At 33.0% G+C, this 16,885-nt stretch carries 26 protein-coding genes and 1 tRNA gene; 20 read left to right on the forward strand and 7 right to left on the reverse strand.

What is annotated here, in order from left to right:
• From R1F52_03660 to R1F52_03715, 12 genes are all read left to right on the forward strand, one after another.
• Positions 1–74: transfer RNA gene (locus tag R1F52_03660), tRNA-Gly, on the forward strand.
• A 38-nt stretch (positions 75–112) separates the two neighbouring features.
• Positions 113–412, forward strand: a complete 300-nt coding sequence (locus tag R1F52_03665) for an RNase P subunit (GenBank protein ID WOV93736.1) — start codon at positions 113–115, stop codon at positions 410–412.
• 34 nt (positions 413–446) lie between these two features.
• Positions 447–899 (forward strand): 30S ribosomal protein S19e, encoded by a 453-nt coding sequence (locus R1F52_03670; protein ID WOV93737.1) that lies wholly within the window; start codon positions 447–449, stop codon positions 897–899.
• 14 nt (positions 900–913) lie between these two features.
• On the forward strand, positions 914–1,180 hold the full coding sequence (locus R1F52_03675) for a DNA-binding protein (GenBank protein WOV93738.1): 267 nt from the start codon (positions 914–916) through the stop codon (positions 1,178–1,180).
• Positions 1,181–1,216: 36 nt separating this feature from the next.
• Complete coding sequence (locus R1F52_03680) at positions 1,217–2,296, forward strand: zinc-binding dehydrogenase (protein ID WOV93739.1); 1,080 nt, start codon at positions 1,217–1,219, stop codon at positions 2,294–2,296.
• A gap of 6 nt (positions 2,297–2,302) precedes the next feature.
• Complete coding sequence (locus tag R1F52_03685) at positions 2,303–3,166, forward strand: CoA ester lyase (protein ID WOV93740.1); 864 nt, start codon at positions 2,303–2,305, stop codon at positions 3,164–3,166.
• Between the two features lie 39 nt (positions 3,167–3,205).
• Positions 3,206–3,793 carry a riboflavin synthase gene (locus tag R1F52_03690; GenBank protein ID WOV93741.1) on the forward strand — a complete coding sequence of 196 codons (588 nt, stop codon included), beginning with the start codon at positions 3,206–3,208 and terminating at the stop codon, positions 3,791–3,793.
• Positions 3,794–3,858: 65 nt separating this feature from the next.
• The gene (gene ribB / locus R1F52_03695) at positions 3,859–4,533 is read left to right on the forward strand and encodes a 3,4-dihydroxy-2-butanone-4-phosphate synthase (GenBank protein ID WOV93742.1); all 675 of its coding nucleotides are present in this window, start codon (positions 3,859–3,861) and stop codon (positions 4,531–4,533) included.
• Positions 4,530–4,946: a 6,7-dimethyl-8-ribityllumazine synthase gene (ribH, locus tag R1F52_03700; protein ID WOV93743.1), complete on the forward strand. Its 417-nt coding sequence runs from the start codon at positions 4,530–4,532 to the stop codon at positions 4,944–4,946. Before ribB ends, ribH begins: the two co-directional genes overlap by 4 nt.
• On the forward strand, positions 4,943–5,668 hold the full coding sequence (locus tag R1F52_03705) for a GTP cyclohydrolase IIa (protein WOV93744.1): 726 nt from the start codon (positions 4,943–4,945) through the stop codon (positions 5,666–5,668). Before ribH ends, R1F52_03705 begins: the two co-directional genes overlap by 4 nt.
• Positions 5,659–6,825, forward strand: coding sequence for an amidohydrolase family protein (locus tag R1F52_03710; protein ID WOV93745.1), 1,167 nt, complete (start codon positions 5,659–5,661; stop codon positions 6,823–6,825). The genes R1F52_03705 and R1F52_03710 overlap by 10 nt, the downstream gene beginning before the upstream one ends.
• Positions 6,819–7,475 carry a dihydrofolate reductase family protein gene (locus R1F52_03715; protein WOV93746.1) on the forward strand — a complete coding sequence of 219 codons (657 nt, stop codon included), beginning with the start codon at positions 6,819–6,821 and terminating at the stop codon, positions 7,473–7,475. The genes R1F52_03710 and R1F52_03715 overlap by 7 nt, the downstream gene beginning before the upstream one ends.
• Here R1F52_03715 and R1F52_03720 read toward each other — a convergent pair.
• Both R1F52_03720 and R1F52_03725 read right to left on the reverse strand, forming a co-directional pair.
• Positions 7,472–7,690 carry a hypothetical protein gene (locus tag R1F52_03720; protein ID WOV93747.1) on the reverse strand — a complete coding sequence of 73 codons (219 nt, stop codon included), beginning with the start codon at positions 7,688–7,690 and terminating at the stop codon, positions 7,472–7,474. The two genes, R1F52_03715 and R1F52_03720, sit on opposite strands and share 4 nt — an antisense overlap.
• A 101-nt stretch (positions 7,691–7,791) precedes the next feature.
• Positions 7,792–8,355 (reverse strand): methane monooxygenase/ammonia monooxygenase subunit C, encoded by a 564-nt coding sequence (locus R1F52_03725; GenBank protein ID WOV93748.1) that lies wholly within the window; start codon positions 8,353–8,355, stop codon positions 7,792–7,794.
• Positions 8,356–8,585: 230 nt separating this feature from the next.
• Here R1F52_03725 and R1F52_03730 point away from each other — a divergent pair, with 230 nt between their 5' ends.
• Both R1F52_03730 and R1F52_03735 read left to right on the forward strand, forming a co-directional pair.
• Entirely contained in the window at positions 8,586–9,131 is a 546-nt protein-coding gene (locus R1F52_03730) for a hemerythrin domain-containing protein (protein WOV93749.1), read from the forward strand.
• A 32-nt stretch (positions 9,132–9,163) separates the two neighbouring features.
• Positions 9,164–9,325, forward strand: a complete 162-nt coding sequence (locus tag R1F52_03735) for a hypothetical protein (GenBank protein ID WOV93750.1) — start codon at positions 9,164–9,166, stop codon at positions 9,323–9,325.
• A gap of 128 nt (positions 9,326–9,453) precedes the next feature.
• On the opposite strand, the gene R1F52_03740 is transcribed toward R1F52_03735, so the two are convergent.
• The 4 genes from R1F52_03740 to R1F52_03755 form a co-directional block, all read right to left on the reverse strand.
• Positions 9,454–9,840 carry a transcription factor gene (locus R1F52_03740; GenBank protein ID WOV93751.1) on the reverse strand — a complete coding sequence of 129 codons (387 nt, stop codon included), beginning with the start codon at positions 9,838–9,840 and terminating at the stop codon, positions 9,454–9,456.
• Positions 9,841–9,959: 119 nt separating this feature from the next.
• On the reverse strand, positions 9,960–10,379 hold the full coding sequence (locus tag R1F52_03745) for a tRNA (cytidine(56)-2'-O)-methyltransferase (protein WOV93752.1): 420 nt from the start codon (positions 10,377–10,379) through the stop codon (positions 9,960–9,962).
• Complete coding sequence (hflX, locus tag R1F52_03750; protein ID WOV93753.1) at positions 10,376–11,470, reverse strand: GTPase HflX; 1,095 nt, start codon at positions 11,468–11,470, stop codon at positions 10,376–10,378. The genes R1F52_03745 and hflX overlap by 4 nt, the downstream gene beginning before the upstream one ends.
• Before the next feature lies 1 nt (position 11,471).
• The gene (locus R1F52_03755) at positions 11,472–12,497 is read right to left on the reverse strand and encodes a phosphate uptake regulator PhoU (GenBank protein WOV93754.1); all 1,026 of its coding nucleotides are present in this window, start codon (positions 12,495–12,497) and stop codon (positions 11,472–11,474) included.
• A gap of 116 nt (positions 12,498–12,613) precedes the next feature.
• Between R1F52_03755 and R1F52_03760 the strand changes: the two genes are divergently transcribed.
• The 6 genes from R1F52_03760 to R1F52_03785 all read left to right on the forward strand — a co-directional run bounded on the left by R1F52_03760 (position 12,614) and on the right by R1F52_03785 (position 16,372).
• Positions 12,614–13,486, forward strand: coding sequence for a methyltransferase domain-containing protein (locus R1F52_03760; GenBank protein WOV93755.1), 873 nt, complete (start codon positions 12,614–12,616; stop codon positions 13,484–13,486).
• Between the two features lie 38 nt (positions 13,487–13,524).
• On the forward strand, positions 13,525–13,998 hold the full coding sequence (locus R1F52_03765) for a PUA domain-containing protein (protein WOV93756.1): 474 nt from the start codon (positions 13,525–13,527) through the stop codon (positions 13,996–13,998).
• Positions 13,995–14,336 carry a nascent polypeptide-associated complex protein gene (locus R1F52_03770; protein ID WOV93757.1) on the forward strand — a complete coding sequence of 114 codons (342 nt, stop codon included), beginning with the start codon at positions 13,995–13,997 and terminating at the stop codon, positions 14,334–14,336. Before R1F52_03765 ends, R1F52_03770 begins: the two co-directional genes overlap by 4 nt.
• 64 nt (positions 14,337–14,400) lie before the next feature.
• On the forward strand, positions 14,401–14,769 hold the full coding sequence (locus tag R1F52_03775) for a hypothetical protein (GenBank protein ID WOV93758.1): 369 nt from the start codon (positions 14,401–14,403) through the stop codon (positions 14,767–14,769).
• A 128-nt stretch (positions 14,770–14,897) separates the two neighbouring features.
• Complete coding sequence (locus tag R1F52_03780) at positions 14,898–16,049, forward strand: hypothetical protein (protein ID WOV93759.1); 1,152 nt, start codon at positions 14,898–14,900, stop codon at positions 16,047–16,049.
• Between the two features lie 77 nt (positions 16,050–16,126).
• A complete protein-coding gene (locus tag R1F52_03785; GenBank protein ID WOV93760.1) occupies positions 16,127–16,372 on the forward strand; it encodes a hypothetical protein in 246 nt (81 codons plus the stop codon).
• A gap of 1 nt (position 16,373) precedes the next feature.
• Here R1F52_03785 and R1F52_03790 read toward each other — a convergent pair whose 3' ends face one another.
• Positions 16,374–16,883 carry a hypothetical protein gene (locus R1F52_03790; protein WOV93761.1) on the reverse strand — a complete coding sequence of 170 codons (510 nt, stop codon included), beginning with the start codon at positions 16,881–16,883 and terminating at the stop codon, positions 16,374–16,376.
• Between the last annotated feature and the right edge of the window lie 2 nt (positions 16,884–16,885).

Below are 16,885 nucleotides of genomic sequence, written 5' to 3' on the forward strand. Positions count from 1 at the left end.
GCAGTCATAGTATAGCCTGGTTAGTATTCGGGGTTTCCAACCCTGCCACGCGGGTTCGAATCCCGCTGACTGCATAATTAGTGTTTTTAACGAAGCGGATATAATATCATTCATGGTAAAAGAAAAACAAAAAATTCTACTAGAGCGAATGCATATTTTGTTAAATCAGGCAATTACTAATGCAAGATCCAATCCATCTTTGGCATCAAATCAGGCATTACTGGCAAGAAAAATTGCCACCAAAAATCGTGTACCCATTCCATATGAGATGAAAATTTCGTTTTGTAAAAAATGTAAAAATTTTATAGCTCCTGGTATAAATTCAAGAATTCGTATTGGTCGGACTAGTCTTAAATCTATTAGAATTACTTGTCTTTTGTGTGGGCATACGTACCGTAAAGTAATTGAATGATGATTTATAAAGCGATAAAGTCGCTTTTGTTGTTATGGCAAAGGTATTTGATGCTCCACCAGACGTATTCATTGATCGTCTATCTGTTATTCTACAAGAAGAAAAGGTTGTATCTCCAGAATGGATATCATTTGTAAAATCTGGTGTACAAGCTGACAGACAACCACAAGATCGTAATTGGTGGTACAAACGTTGTGCATCTATATTTAGAAAAATCTATCTTTACGGTCCTATGGGAATAAATGATCTCAAGGGCGTATATGGTGGTGGTAAACCTCACGGTTATGGTGCAGCTCATCACAAAGATGCAGGAGGATCAATAATTCGTACTGCCGTACACGAGTTGGAACGTCTCGGATATGTTGAAAAAAAGGAAAAAAAAGGTAGAGTTGTTAGTAGTACCGGTATGAAAAAACTTGATCGTCTAGCCACAGATATTCTTAAAGAATTATCTAAAGAAAATCCAATACTCAAGGTTTATCTATAAACGGTGTATTTTGTGTGAGCGATATATTACCTAACAATCAGAACAAGAAAGAATCGATACAAAAAGATCAAATGCTAAAACAACTTTTAACAGCAGAAGCTAGAATGCGTTTGGGAAATGTGAAACTGGTAAAACCTGAACTAGTACATTCTGTAGAAGAATATCTGCTGGGTCTATCTGCCCAAGGTCGTATAAATTCACCTGTTGATGATGCTCAATTAAAAGAAATTCTTTTGTCTCTACAGCAACCAAAAAAACAATTTAAATTTAATCGTGTATAATCTAAATTTTATATATGGGGTTTTTAATGAAATATTATGAAAGCAGTCACCTATGAAGAATATGCACCAAATGATGACTATAATAGAATTTTAAAAGTTAAAGATATTGATGATCCAAAACCTAAACCTGACGAAGTAGTGTTTAGTGTCAAAGCTGCATCTCTAAATTATAATGATATCTGGGGAATGCGTGGAACACCTGTTCCAGTTCCACTTCCACATGTATCCGGTTCTGATGCGGCCGGTGAAGTTGTTGCTATCGGTGAAGATGTCACTAGTGTCAAAGTTGGTGATCGAGTTGTCTCTCACGCAAATATGTCTTGCAGAGTATGCAAAGCATGTACAAGTGGCAGAGAATTTGATTGTACAAAGAGAACTATTTGGGGATTTCAAACTGGTCCTTTATGGGGAGCATTTTCTGAATTAACACATCTTCCAGAAGTAAATATTGCAAAAATTCCTGATAATGTAAGTTTTGATGACGCAGCAGCTGCATCAATGACTCTCTTGACATCTTGGCATATGTTGGTGGGTAGAGCAAACATACGACCCGGACAGACTGTCTTGATCATGGGTGGTGGATCTGGTGTTGGTAGTTTTGGAATACAAATTGCCAAATTATATGGATGTGATGTTATTGCAACTGCAAGTCCTGACAAATTAGATAAATGTCTACAGTTAGGAGCTGATTATGCAGTTGATCATAGAAAAGATGATTGGCACAAAGAGGTTCGTGGTATAACCAAAGAGTTGGCTAAAAAGAAGAATGATGCTCCTGGAATTGACATATCATTTGATCACATTGGTGAGACTCACTGGAATAAACAACTAACATTATTGAAATATGGTGCTACTCTAGTCAGTTGTGGCGCTACAACCGGTTATGATGCAAAAACAGATCTGCGTCATATCTTCTTCAAAGGGACTAACATACTTGGCTCTACACAGGGGACAAAAGCAGAATTAGAAGATGGATTGTATTGGATGGGTCAGGGTAAAATCAAATCCATTGTAGATTCAGTATTTCCGTTTGAGAGTGCTGCAGAGGCTCATACCAAAATGTTAACAGGCAAAGGTCTCTTTGGCAAAATTTTGCTAAAACCTACGGGCGCCTAGTGAATAATGATCAACTCATTTCGTAGTTTGATTTTTGTACCAGGAAATAACCCAAAGTTTTTAGAAAAATCTAAATCACTCTCTGCTGATATTGTATGTCTTGATCTTGAAGATTCTGTTCCTGGTGCAGAAAAGAAAAACGCAAGAAATTTAATTAATGATATATTGGCAGATCGTGATAAATTTATCTGCTCAATGTTATTTGTTCGTGTAAATACATTGGCCTCTAATATGATTCAAGATGATTTAACAGAAATTATTCATAATGGACTTGATGGAATTGTTTTACCAAAAATAAATGATATTAATGAATTACAAAAAATAGAACAAATGATAATGAATCTAGAAAAGAAACAAAACTTGTCTGAAGGTAAAATAAAGATAGCACCATCAATAGAATCCACAAAAGGTGTGGTAAATTCATATGAGATTGCCTCATTCTCCTCTAGGGTTAGCATGTTAGTCTTTGGCATCTTTGATTTGTTGCACGATTTACAAGTTGAATATACACCACAAATCTCTAATACTGATTATTCGAGATCCAAAGTACCAGTAGATGCTCGAGCAGCCGGTGTGCCTGCAATTGATGCCATATGGCAAGATATCAATAATACAAGCGGACTTGTTGAAGATTGTGCTCTTGGTCATTCACTCGGTTATTCGGGCAAGTGTGTTATTCACCCAAATCAACTAGACACTGTACACAAAATCTATCATCCTAGTGATGATTCTATTGCATGGGCAAGGCAGGTGTGTGATGTATACACCAAATCCATCAAAGAGGGCAAAGGGGCAACAACCGTTGATGGTAAAATGATCGATGAGGTTCATTACAAACAGGCCTGTGACATATTAAAATCCGTTGAATAATTACAATGATTTTTTAAACATGATTGATATTGACAAATCATGTTTACAGGAATTGTTGAGGGTCTTGGACAAATCAATGACATCATTCCAAATTCTAGACAAAACACAACACAATTAGTCATTGATCTAGGTGAACATATACAAGATCTTAAAATTGGTCAGAGTGTATCTATAAATGGTGTCTGTCTTACTAGTGTTAAAATCTTCAAAAATTCTTGTACATTTGAAATGATTCAGGAAACTAGAAATTTGACAAATTTAGATAAATTAAAAAAAAATGATTTCGTAAATATAGAGAGAAGCGTCATTGTGGGGGAGCGAATTGAAGGTCATTTTGTTTTAGGTCATATAGATGGTATTGCTCCAATAACAAAAATTGAAACTAGCTCAGAGGAGACAAAAATTTGGTTTCAAATTCCAGATGATTTATTAAAATTTGTTGTAAAAAAAGGCTCTATTGCACTTGATGGAATTAGTCTTACTGTGGTTGACTTGGACAATTCTCTTGCATCTGTATGTATAATTCCACATACGCTTGAGATTACAAATTTTAGCAAGAAAAAACCCGGTGATTTATTAAATATAGAAACTGATATTTTAGGCAAATATACTTTGAAACAGAATTAACTGTTTTATGGGTAATTACCATTATTTTGGTAGGTTTAATACTGTGTAAATATTCTTTAATATTATTGACACTTGAATCTGCACTAGAATCCCTCAAACGTGGTAAATTCATACTAATTCATGACTCTCAGAGCAGGGAAAATGAGATTGATATGGTAGTGGCATCTCAATTTACCACACCTGAACATATTGGTATAATGAGGAATCGAGCCGGAGGATTACTTTGTACTGCCATAGATGGAATGTTTGCCGATAAACTTGATTTAAAATTTATGCACGATATACTAGAGTCATCACAGGTGTTTAATAATAAAGACATGATCGCCGGAATATCTCCTTATGGTGATCGTCCTAGTTTTTCAATAACAATTAATCATATAGATACCTATACTGGTATTACAGATATTGATAAATCAAAAACAATAACAAAATTCTCTGCCCTGTTTAATCTCCCTGATCCTAAAACTATTTTTACATCCACATTCAAAACTCCTGGACATGTACCACTTTTACTAGCACACACACAACTTCTTAAAGCAAGACGTGGCCATACAGAGATGTCTGTTTATCTGGCCAAACTTGCCAATCTCATACCAATTATGACTATTTGTGAAATGATGGATATAGAGACTCATACTGCTCTGTCTATAGATAAAGCTCAACAATATGCAAAACAAAACAACATTTCACTAGTTAATACTAATGATCTTTTACAACAATTTATGGTGACTCGGAATTGAATATTGGAATTGTGGTATCTGACTTTAATGATTTCATAACAGGTAATATGCTAACTGTGGCAAAAGATCAGGCTGAAATTATTAATGTTTCTGTAATAGAGATTTCACATGTTCCTGGAGCCTTTGACATTCCAATTATTGTAAATAAATTACTTGCAAGATCTGATATAGATGCGGTAGTAACACTTGGTGCAATAATAAAGGGTGAGACAAAACATGATGAAATTATTGCAAATAGTACAGCTAGTACATTATCTACTCTATCTGTAACATATGGTAAACCTGTCTCATTGGGAATTATTGGTCCTGGCATGACATCTGATCAGGCAAAGAAGAGGGCTGAACCTGTAGCAAAACGCGCAGTGAATGCAGCTAGAATTTTATATAATGAAATTCAGAGAGTTGAGAATTGATACAAATTACTATAATTAAGATTATAAACTATGGTCCTTGGACTTTGACACTTGGTAGTGATCGAGAACATGAATTACAAATGTTACAAGCATCATTGTACAAAGAGATGCAATCTGTATTCTCTTCTCAAAACTGTTTGGTATTTCCAAATAGATTTGATGAATTTTTTGTAATAACTAATGGACTTGATAAATCAAAACATGAGGAGATTAAAAAATCAATCGAGTCAAAATTTAATCTAAAGTTATCATTTTCTATTGGATATGATAAGAATCCATATCTTGCAAACAAATCTACACAAAAAATTGAATCATGTGATGATGTAATAATTAATGAAAATGATCGGGTAACAATCATGCATCTAGACGTTAATGATCTAACTGCACGCTGTAAAGATTATTCTTCTTATGATATATCTATACTAATGATACAATTGTATGAAAAAATGGCTACTTTTTTTGCCAAACATGACTCTATGACATTTTTCATGGGTGGTGATAATTTTATGGTGATTGCCCAATACGCCGGTGCACTAGAGTCTGCCAAGACCTTTATCGACTCTACGCGTACGGATTCTGATATAGTATTTAATTGTGGTATTGGTACTGGCAGAACTGCTAGAGAGTCTGCAAACTTTGCAACACAGTCCCTTGACATTGTACGTAAAAACCGATCTTCGGGAAAAGACTATTCGAGAATTCATCAATTATCATGCAATTAAAAAATATTAGTTCATTTTTAGGTCAAGACCTAGATTATGTAAATTCTACACAGATACAAATCACTAACGGTTTGTATGCCAATATATCGGACAGCGACAAGGCAATTGACTGTCAAGGTCTAGTACTCATTCCTGGTCTGATAAATTGTCACACACACATTGGTGATTCCATTGCCAAAGACATATCTTTACAGGTAACAGTAGACCAAAAAATACATCCTGTTATAGGTATTAAACAAAAAATTCTTTCCAAGACCAAACCAGAACATCTTGTATCCTTTATGGTAAATACATGTAACAGTATGTTGAGAAAAGGAACCACTACCTTTGTAGATTTTCGAGAAGGAGGACTAGAAGGGTTGAATCTATTACGTCAAGCCTTACAATCTACCCCGGTGCATTGTGTTGTGTTAGGTAGATTTCCACACTATCACGATTCAACTCAAATTAAGCAAAATGAGTCATTTTCACAACCACTAGAGTCAGAATTCAATGAAATAGTAGAGTCCTCAGATGGTATTGGTGTTAGTGGGACTAATGAAAATTCTGATTCTATGCTTCAGCATTTCTCAAAGAGCAATAAACTCAAAGCTATACATGCAGCTGAGACCATACAGAGTGCTGAGAAATCTATCTGCCTTACTGATAAAACAGAAACACAACGAGCGATGAATTTGAAACCTGATTTTCTTGTACACATGACACATGCAACTACTAGTGATTTTAATCTTGCAGCTACTAAGACTCGTGGTATCGTTGTATGTCCTCGTGCAAATGCAGCACTAGCTGAAGGTATACCGGATGTCATAGCAATGCTTGATGCAGGTTGTTGTGTTGGAATTGGAACTGATAATATCATGATAAATTCACCAGATATGTTCAGAGAGATGGATTATTTATGGAAAGTTACCATGGGGATACATAAACACCATATCTTGCCTAAAGATATATTGAAAATGGCAACAGTAAATGCCGGTATGATTCTTGGACGAAATATTGGTTCAATACAGCCAGGTATGATTGCTGATGGCATATTTATTGAAAAACATAGTATAGATTTAGAGCCCATGTTGGATCCACACGCATCTGTTGTTCATCGTGCATCTGAATCATCTATCCGGGCAATAATGATTCAGGGGGAGATTGTAACATGGTAAAATCTAATCCATATGTTGTACTTTGTGCTGCAATGAGTATAGATGGTAAAATTGCTACTAGTATTGGTGATTCTAAATTGTCTTCCAGAGCTGATCTTATTTCACTGCACAAATTACGCTCTAAACATGATGCAATTCTGATTGGCAAAAATACACTAATTAGTGATGATCCACTTCTTACTGTACGATCTGTCAAAGGCAAAAACCCTTTACGAATAATCTTAGACTCTACCGGTTCAATCCCTATTAGTTCTAAAATTATTCAAACATCTAATTCTATACCGACTCTACTCGCTGTATCTAAAAAAATTACAAAGAAAAATTTTCTAAAATTATCAAAGTATCCACTTGATGTGGTTACACTTGGAGATACTAGTATCAATCCAGTAATTTTATTAAAATATTTAGCAAAACGTGGAATACGTAGTGTGTTGATAGAAGGTGGAAGTTTTGTAAATTGGAATTTTATTAAAATGAATTTGATAGATGAATTAATCCTAACTATAACACCTTTTGTAGTTGGTGGTACAAAATCAATTTCGTTGGTTGGAGGAACTGGATTCAAATACATCAAAGACTCGGCAAAATTCAAACTTGTTTCTACCAAAGTAACTAAAAATGAGGTTACACTACGTTATCTGAGTCGTTAACAATTCTTGGATAACTCTCTTGCCTCTTTAGAATTTTCTGGAGACCAAAACAGACCATCTGATACATATTCTGACAACTCGCTACATTCCATCTGTAGATATTCTGCTCTCTCTATATCTGCTAATGGCTCTATTACCAACTGTTTGTATCCTATTACAAAAGCTGTTAGTCCTACTCCTACAGCTAGTGTCGCAAATCCAATAACGTATATCATGTTCATACTTATTTTGATTTACATATAATGGGCTTTTTGAACTTTTAGTTATAGAGATCCCCACCAATGTAAATTAAAAAAAGAAAAAATAATCTAGATAACTAGGGTATTGATTTGCTGTACAGTTTGCCTTCTAGAGCCATCTTGTACATTTCAGCAACGTAGGGGTTTTCACCAGGAGTTTCAGCTCCTAATTCAACTAGACGAGCATATACTCTAACTACATAAGCTAGTGCTCCTATAAACGCTACAACTACACCCATATTGAACATCCAATGATTTGGAACTGCAAATATCTCCTCTACGAACCAAAAGTGCCACATTTCATTGACACCAATGGTAAACATGGTTGCAAGATAACCTAAGATGGTCATCTTCAGTCCAGTGTTCATGGAGTTATTTGGTCCACGTAGTACAGGTACTTTACAATCATAGATTGCTACAGAACCCCAACCTAGTGGTAGAGCCACAAAGTGGGAATATAGCCACCAATGAGCAGGTGTAAATGCACTGTCTCTAATGGATGTTTGGTGTAGAGAACCGTCTACAAAGTTGTCAACCTCTACAGATGCTGCAATTGATCCCATAGCGATGACGATTAGCCAGATTTTTTTGAGTCTCTGGATTTCGACTTCTTTCGGAATTAGTGCGGGCATTTGTGCCATAGTGACTATTACGTAAATATAATATATAAATCAGTGATTTCTTTTTTTAGCGAATAATTATGATATATTACAAATAATTACCTAAATAATGCTAAAATATTTTATTTTTAATGTAATTCTAGTTCTAATTCACATTCAATTTCAACAACTATTCAATGTTAAACATAGATGATATACAATGAATGATATCTCTCTATACATTATAAAGGGATTGTTAAATTACTCATATCATGTCCACAGTATCTCTTAGACGTGATCATGATTTGATTGAAAAAGTCATAAAATCGATGGAAACTACTATTCAATTACTTAAAGATGGTAAGAGTATACCTGAAAGTATTCTATTACCCGTGGTAGATTTCACAAAGAATTTCATTGATGTATGTCATCATGGTAAAGAAGAAGGTTCGTTCTTTCCTGCTTTGGCAGAATCAGGCATGCCTACAAACATGGGTCCTATAGTTATGATGCTTATGGATCATGAAAAATCTAGAGAGATTGCAAAGAAAATTGAGATCTCTTCCAAAGATTATTTAGAAAATGGCTCCTCTCAGCAACTCATATCTGATATGAGCAAGTATACTGTCCACATTACTGAACATCTGTGGAAAGAGAACAATCGTCTCTTTCTTATGGCCGAAGCTAGACTTCAACACGTGGCTGTAAAAGTTGATAAGGAATTAAATGAAATTGAAGAATCTAAACTCAAAGAACTTGGTAAATCTAGACAGCATTATCAAGACATTGCAAATAATCTAGAAAAAACCTCTGAATAAATTTTAAATTAGTGTACTAATATGATATTGTCATGGATTATCCTTCTTCAAATGAATCATATTGTGAAATATGTGGAAAATTAATAGATAAATGTGAGTGCCAAGAAAATAAACGACAAAAACGTCTTCTCCAACTTGGCTTGGCAAGTATTACAATAGGAATTTTGGGTTTTCTTTTAGCTTTTTTATTTTAGAATATCTGTTGCATGTCTTTTTCTATAATCTCAATTTTTCTTGCATATGCAGATTGTGATTTTTCATTAGATTTCAATGTTACAACTTTACCACACGATGGACACTTGAACATATTATCTAGTGCAGCTCANAAGGTAATTCTATGACACACTTTATTACCACAATAATAAAATTCTGATGAATTTTCATAATCATGTCTTACTTGTAATCTTGCCATAATCTTTTTCTTTTGATTCTCAATAAAGCTCTCCACCTCATCTCTTCTTGAGCGCCATCTATACACAAACCATCCCTTCTTTTCATCTTTTACGCGTACACCAGTTATCAAAGATTTACCAAATAAATCATACAAGACCTTACGGACCATATTAATTCGAAGTCCAGTAGAGCTGGCAATTTCTTCATCTGTTGCGTCCTCTGATCTTAATAGGGCTCTGGCAACTTTGAGATACTCTTCTCCACCAATCATAGCAGATATTCGAACAAATGGATCATCGGATTTATCTGAGGACAATACTATTCTTGATTGCCATCCTATTATTAATTTTCCACTACATTTTTGCCATTTGAGGTAGGAATGATTCTTTTTTGGGCATTATCAAATTGACTATCAAACTGTTTGCCTACCTGTAATCAATCTAAAAATATCGCTAAAGCACCAATTTCTGAATGTGGTTGATTCCCGATTGCTACATTATAATCTGCAACATCATAAATTTCTCTTGGGATTTTTTCAGCCCCCACAATTATTAATAAATCTTGCTCATTGATGGATACTTTGTTTATACTCTCACCATACATTGTAAGGTGTACAATTTTCATAGATTCTTTTTTTACAACTTTGACTATGGATTTCCATTTGTCTGTAATTTTAATTTCAAAACTTCCACCCCATGTATTATTAATTTTAGATATTGTGTCAATTATATCTGGATTTACACCATTCATGTAGATACGATTAGCTCCAAGAGCTCTTGCAACTAGAGCTACATGTGTTGTAGCACGATCATCTCGTACTAGACGTTCTCCCATCCTTAATACTTCTATATTCATACAGATACACCTTGACTATACTTTAAAATCCCATTTACAACTTCTAAAAGTTTAGGGATATTTGCACCAGTTTTTGATGATATTGCCATCCATTTTTGTTCTTTTTCTAATTTTAAATCTTCAATTTTCTCCCTAATTATATCATCATCGGTTAAATCTAATTTATTAAAAATTAATATAATCTTCTTCTCATCCACTCCCAAATTATTCAATGTATTCCTACAACTAGATAATTTTTTTTTCATAGTTGAAAACTGATCATTTGAATCAATTACCAACATAACCAAATCTGTATCGATCATTTCCTCCAATGTTGATCTAAACGCTTCAATCATATATTCAGGTAATTTACTGATAAATCCGACCGTATCTGATAATAGAAATACATTTTTTTTGTTTTTATCCTCAACTCTTCTCACCGTAGTTGAGAGAGTAGTGAATAACTCCTTACTCTCAGCGGCATCTTCACCAGTCATCTTGTTGAAAAGCGTTGTTTTACCAGCAGAAGTGTATCCTGCAAGTGATACAGTACGGAAATCAACTCTTTGTCGTGCCTGTCTATGTAATGCTCTTTGTTTTTCTGATTTTTTTAACTTTGCCTTTACACCATGCATTCTATGCTTAATATCGTTATAATAGACATCTACCTCAAATTGTCCTATACCTAGGAATCCTGGTTGTTCACCTGCTCTTGCAAGTCTCACTTTTTCCTTTGCTCGTAATAACTCATAACGCATTTTTGCAAGCTTTACTTGTAATTTTGATTCAGAACTAGATGCATTATTTTCAAAAATTTCTAAGATTAGTGCTTCACAATCTAGTACATTTCTATGTATTTTTGATGCTAAATTATAATTTTGACTAGGTCTCAACACTTCATCATATATTATTACATCTGGATCAAATTCCGTCGCTAAATCAACAAGTTTCTCAACAATTTTTTCACTGATGCCAAATTTTGGGCGCTTTAGATAAGTTTGCTTTATTAAATGTGTAATCTCATATCCTGCTGTATTAGCCAAAGCTATGGCCTCATCTATATCCTGTTTTCTATTATATGCAATCAGCAGAGCTGTTTTATTATGTGTCAATTTATCTCGGTTGTTTCAAAATCTTTTGCACATTCATATTTAACACAATTTCGGATATGTCATTTGCGTACTCTGAAATTCTCTTTATACTCTCAGACATTCGTCTAATTCTATATACTGTCTCATCATCTTGTGTCTTTCTTGTATAATCTCCAAGTTTTTTATCAAATTTGAGAATTTCACTTGCCCCTGATATTGTCTTCTCTGCTAGAGTATAATCTCCCTTATAGAGGGCCAAACACGAATCATCTAATTTTGATATAGCAACTTTGGCCATTACCTCCAACAGATCGATTACATCATTTTTAATTTTCTTCTTAAATTCCAACAAATCTTCGGCTAGAGTTATGATGTGATCTCCGGTTCTCTCTACACTCTTTACAATTAGTCTATACCCTAAACAGTCTCTTATATCATGTAATCCAATTTCTTGTCTAATGTTTTCGTTTTGAATTATAATTTCTAATTGTCTAATTATATGAAAACCAAAACGATCAACTTCATCATCTGTACTGATAACCTCTTCTGCTAGTTCATAATTTTCTTCTCTTAATGCTAAAATGGCATCACTTAGCATTGATTTTATCAAATGCACCATACGTTTTAAAGCACCATCCACTGATAGCTCTACCTGATTTAACATGATTTGAATAGTCATTCCTTCAATTGATTCAGAGACAATCTCTGCTCCCATTAATCTATGTCGTACTGCATTCTTTACTGCAGTTCTCTGATTTGGTTTCATTCTTGATTTGGGTTTAATTTGAATTGTTTTGAATCCTAAAAAATAACATGAAATTAATTTTCTAATTACTGTTTCAGGTTTATCTTCTGAATCAATTTCAAACACTGCTATTTTTTTCTCCTCTTGTACATTAGAATTGTATGGCTGTACCTGTAAAATCTTTCCAGTTCGTATTATTTTTACTTGATCACCTTTCTTAACTTTAGAATCTTTTATCCATTGTTTTGGAAGTGTTATGATATATGATGCCTTACCGGTAAACTGTATTTTCCTGATTTCCATTGTTAATATAGTCTTGATTTATCTATATATTTTTATCAGATTTTATATAGTTGATTCATGCTCAAATTTGAATATTGACATAAAAAATGTATAACAGAACATTAAGTGTAGTCATTATGCAAGAGTCTTGTTTATTCTATATATCGTGTCCTAAATGTGCTAGAACTCTTGAATTAGAGGTGCTAGATACGTCCCTTGAGATAGAGGAGGGATTCTTACACTGTCGATATTGTAATTATTCTTATCCAATTATTAGTGGTATACCTATACTACTTGATGACTTTGTCAATTACATATCTAAAAGACAAATACTTGGAGGAGAATTATTTCAATCATCTAAAAATATTAAGATTCGTACATTTTTAAAAAAATCACTACTTTGTGCTAAAAAGTTGCACATTACACAAAGTAATGAACAACACTGGGTTGATGTATATCAAAATAGTGTTAAATCTAGATTTTATTCTACCATACGTAGAGTTTTAGATAAAATTCCAAAAACACATTTAGCATTGGAATATGGTTGTTCCATAGGAACTATTTCAACATATCTTGCAAAGAAACATGAAACAGTAATTGGTATTGATCATTCTTTTTATGCACTTCAAATAGCTAGGAAAAATGCTTTACCCAATATTCACTATTTGGTAGGTGATATACTGAATAATCCATTTGGAGATCTCAAGTTTCCAATTATTTTGGGTCTGAATATACTAGATATTGTAGAACCAAAAATGTTTGTGGATATGGTATCCAAACAAATTCAAACTGGGACTTTATTACTATCTGATCCATATGATTTTAAACGTGGTATAAATTCTGTGAATGATATAGTAGATGCATATACACTTCGGAAAATTCTTAGAGCCAATAAATTTAAAATAACATCTACTACCGTTAAACCATCTATGATACCTTGGATTTTGAAGATAAATTCAAGAATAGAATTGAAATACTTTAATGATTTAATTTTATGTAAAAAACTCTAAACGTAAAATTATTATACATTCTCAATCTATGCAAGAGTGTGGATAATCATCTTAAAATTATACATACATTAGATGCCTTATTTGGAGAGGGCACTTCTGCTCAACTCCCTAAAAATTATTCTATGGATTTTTCTAGAACTGGGAAAATTAAGAGTGTATATGAAAATGATAATCTACTGTGTACGCTTCGTATTGATGGAGGTTTAGCAATAACACCATATTTCGCACAAATATTACTAAAATCTGACACATTCAAAGATAATTGTCTTGAAATAGATGATGATTCTAAGATATTTGTTGAGGAAGGAAAATCGGTATTTTGTAAACATGTCACATGGTGCGGTGAAAATGTAATGGTATCGGCCGATACACCAATTTTACATCAAAATCATGTTATCGCTGTTGGTCGTGCAGTATTACCATCTTTTATAATTAAAACTCAAACTCGTGGTGTCGCAGTAAAAGTTAGGCATAGTTTAAAATCTGACCACATGGTAGGTGATTCATCATGATGCGTGGTGGAAATCGTCAAATGCGACGTATGTTAGACAAAATGGGTTTTGATATGAAGGAGATTGATAATGTTTTGTCTGTAACTATTAAAACTGACAAGAAAGAGATCTTATTGGATAAACCAACTGTAATGTCCATGGATGGTAAAGATAATACAATATTTCAGATAGTTGCAGATGGATATGAAGAAAAAGAACTAGAAGTTCCCGTATTCTCTGAGCAAGATATAGCTGTAGTTTGTCAACGAGTTAAAGTAAGTGAAGAAGAAGCAAAGAATGCACTAGCAGAAACAAATGGTGACCTAGCAAGAGCTATTCTTATGTTAGACACAAACTGAATGCTCTCAAATGTTATCATTAAATTTCCAATGATTTAATTATTAGATAATGATAATTCGTCATATGGGTAAAAAAATAATGGCAACTCCTTCCACAGAACCGTCCAAAGTACAAAATATAGTAAAATCGTTATCTATCTTGGAAAGTGATATTGCATCTCTTGATGCTACGGTTGCAGATATGAAACAGGATCTAAAAAGTAAAAGTCAGCAGGAAATTTCTCGTATAATGGAGCAAATACATCAGTTAGCAACCAAAGAGGCCGAATCTATAATTGAAAAGGCAAAAAGTGAAGCGAACGCAGAATCTGATAAAATTCTAGCTGCCGGTAAAGCCCAACTTGCAGATATAAAATCAAAGATCGAGGCCAATTTTGATGATGCGGTAAAACAAACTACCAGTATGATCATGAGTTCTACTATATCTGAGTAAACTAAATTTGATGATACATCATTTAATACTTTTTATATTATCCAAACATAACATAATTTTGTCTAAATATGTATATTTTGAATAGTTTCTCAATAGGTTTTATTTACTTCACATAACTATAATTTTTTATGTCGAAGATTGTAGTTTATGGATTAAGTACTGAAGGATATGGTCTTGCCTCTTTACTGGCGAAAAATAATACCAATGTCTCTATAATTGATGATTCAACAGCTACACCAATACCTATGAATGCAGAGATTGCAACAACTTATCCTGATATATTATCATTCAAAGAAGATGAACCATTACTTAGTACTGAATCTATAAACAATTCACTTAAAGATTGTCAGTATTTATTTTTCACACCAACAATAAGAATGAAAGATTTAGAGCGCAAACCAGAAATCACTACAAAATTTAAAAATGCTATATCATCTATAGCGAAAAATACTTCTGTAATATACTGTCATCCAACTGGATTTGGTGGGAATAATGATAATCTATCTTTATTAGAATATGTAACTGGATATGAGGTTGGTAAGACCGTTAATTACTACTATATGCCACTCGAATCGGTAAATCTTCTACCTAAACATATTGGTTCTTTTGATGCTAAACAAAATGATGAATTATTAAAGTTGCTAAATTTAAATGATGATCAAGCTATTAATACTGTATCTCTTTCTATTTCAGAAACACTTTACGCTTTATCTATTTTAGATAAATTTGCAAAGATTTGTAATTGTCTAGAGGTTTGTAAAATACTCTTTGAAGATAAAATTGATCCTACAATACTACCATCATCTATTAGTGATTTATTTTTAGATGATATCGTTACATTGATTCATGATTTACGTTTACTTGATTCTTCCTCTGAAGAAAACAATACACTAACACGTATGATTAATAGTAATATTCGTACTATCAAAGGTTACATAAAATATTTAACAGATACTATAAAATTAATTTTAAAAAAATATAATCTTAAACCTGGAAAAACAACAATTGCAATTTCATGGAAATTTGATGAATATGAAATGAGAGGTGACAAAATGGAAATGCTAGAATTTTTGATCACTAAATTACATGACACAATTGGAAATGTCGAACTATACAATGATAAATCTCACAACATATTTCATACTGATAATACCACTGTTATTCTTACCTGCTCAAATAATGACTATTCTTTAGTTAAAAAGAATAAAAACAACTCTGAACGTATAGTTATAAGGGCAAATCCAGTGATTTATGACGAAAAAATCATCGTCTCTGACTGAATTTATACAAAGTTATTCATTGCTATTCCTCTTTGATGTGATTAAACTTTAAAAGTAAGTTTGTTACTTGATTAATTATGGGTTTAGTTGGTGGAAGAGGTACATCTCGAAGAGCTGTTAAAGATATGAAAAAAACCGCATGGGCAGGAGATTCATACCGTGAATACATAAAGAAACAGAAAGAAAATACAAAAAATGCATTTGTTACCATGGGTAGAGGTACAAAAACAATAAAAATGGGAGATCTATCTGAATCTAAAAAAGTATCTGCACGTGGTCGTTTTGTCTCTATGGGACGAGGCACAAGTAAACGTCGTCTTTAGATTATAAATTTTTCTTAATTAATTCTTTTAATTTTTCGTTAATAATCTGACCTGATATTTTCCCACGAGCTTGTTTCATAATCATTCCCATAAGCGGACTGATTGCTCTTTCTTTTTGTTCTTTGATCATTTTGATATTAGACATTATCAAATCATTTAGCATTTTATCAATATCTATTTTACTAGATAAATTCAATTCATCCATTGCATCATTTACAGTTTGTGTTTTATTTTGCATAATATTTTCAAAAATCAATTCTATAGATTCCTTGGCTATGATGTCTTTGGCAAATTTATTAAAACATTCAACTATAATTTGTGTATGTAATAATGATGATTTTAATCCCTTTCTTTCTAGATTTGTTATGGTCGAACATAGAGTAGAGGCCACAAAATTTGGTGGGCATTTTTTATTTTTACAAATTTCCTCAAATAATAAATAATATGATGAATCTAGGATTTGTTCTGCAAGCTGGATATTTAATTGATATTTGTCTTGTAATTCTCTCAAAA

This window comes from Nitrosopumilaceae archaeon AB1(1), assembly GCA_033471095.1.
Lineage (GTDB): Archaea > Thermoproteota > Nitrososphaeria > Nitrososphaerales > Nitrosopumilaceae > Nitrosoabyssus > Nitrosoabyssus spongiisocia.

Coding starts and splice junctions, on each gene's coding strand:
- R1F52_03745 (WOV93752.1), bottom strand. CDS start 10,379: ATGAATATAGAAGTATTAAGGATGGGAGAACGTCTAGTACGAGATGAT.
- R1F52_03720 (WOV93747.1), bottom strand. CDS start 7,690: ATGATATACGTTATTGGATTTGCGACACTAGCTGTAGGAGTAGGACTA.
- R1F52_03775 (WOV93758.1), top strand. CDS start 14,401: ATGGGTAAAAAAATAATGGCAACTCCTTCCACAGAACCGTCCAAAGTA.
- R1F52_03725 (WOV93748.1), bottom strand. CDS start 8,355: ATGGCACAAATGCCCGCACTAATTCCGAAAGAAGTCGAAATCCAGAGA.
- R1F52_03670 (WOV93737.1), top strand. CDS start 447: ATGGCAAAGGTATTTGATGCTCCACCAGACGTATTCATTGATCGTCTA.
- R1F52_03755 (WOV93754.1), bottom strand. CDS start 12,497: ATGGAAATCAGGAAAATACAGTTTACCGGTAAGGCATCATATATCATA.
- R1F52_03690 (WOV93741.1), top strand. CDS start 3,206: ATGTTTACAGGAATTGTTGAGGGTCTTGGACAAATCAATGACATCATT.
- R1F52_03730 (WOV93749.1), top strand. CDS start 8,586: ATGTCCACAGTATCTCTTAGACGTGATCATGATTTGATTGAAAAAGTC.
- R1F52_03770 (WOV93757.1), top strand. CDS start 13,995: ATGATGCGTGGTGGAAATCGTCAAATGCGACGTATGTTAGACAAAATG.
- R1F52_03780 (WOV93759.1), top strand. CDS start 14,898: ATGTCGAAGATTGTAGTTTATGGATTAAGTACTGAAGGATATGGTCTT.
- R1F52_03710 (WOV93745.1), top strand. CDS start 5,659: ATGCAATTAAAAAATATTAGTTCATTTTTAGGTCAAGACCTAGATTAT.
- R1F52_03735 (WOV93750.1), top strand. CDS start 9,164: ATGGATTATCCTTCTTCAAATGAATCATATTGTGAAATATGTGGAAAA.
- R1F52_03680 (WOV93739.1), top strand. CDS start 1,217: ATGAAAGCAGTCACCTATGAAGAATATGCACCAAATGATGACTATAAT.
- R1F52_03665 (WOV93736.1), top strand. CDS start 113: ATGGTAAAAGAAAAACAAAAAATTCTACTAGAGCGAATGCATATTTTG.
- R1F52_03715 (WOV93746.1), top strand. CDS start 6,819: ATGGTAAAATCTAATCCATATGTTGTACTTTGTGCTGCAATGAGTATA.
- R1F52_03685 (WOV93740.1), top strand. CDS start 2,303: ATGATCAACTCATTTCGTAGTTTGATTTTTGTACCAGGAAATAACCCA.
- R1F52_03785 (WOV93760.1), top strand. CDS start 16,127: ATGGGTTTAGTTGGTGGAAGAGGTACATCTCGAAGAGCTGTTAAAGAT.
- R1F52_03760 (WOV93755.1), top strand. CDS start 12,614: ATGCAAGAGTCTTGTTTATTCTATATATCGTGTCCTAAATGTGCTAGA.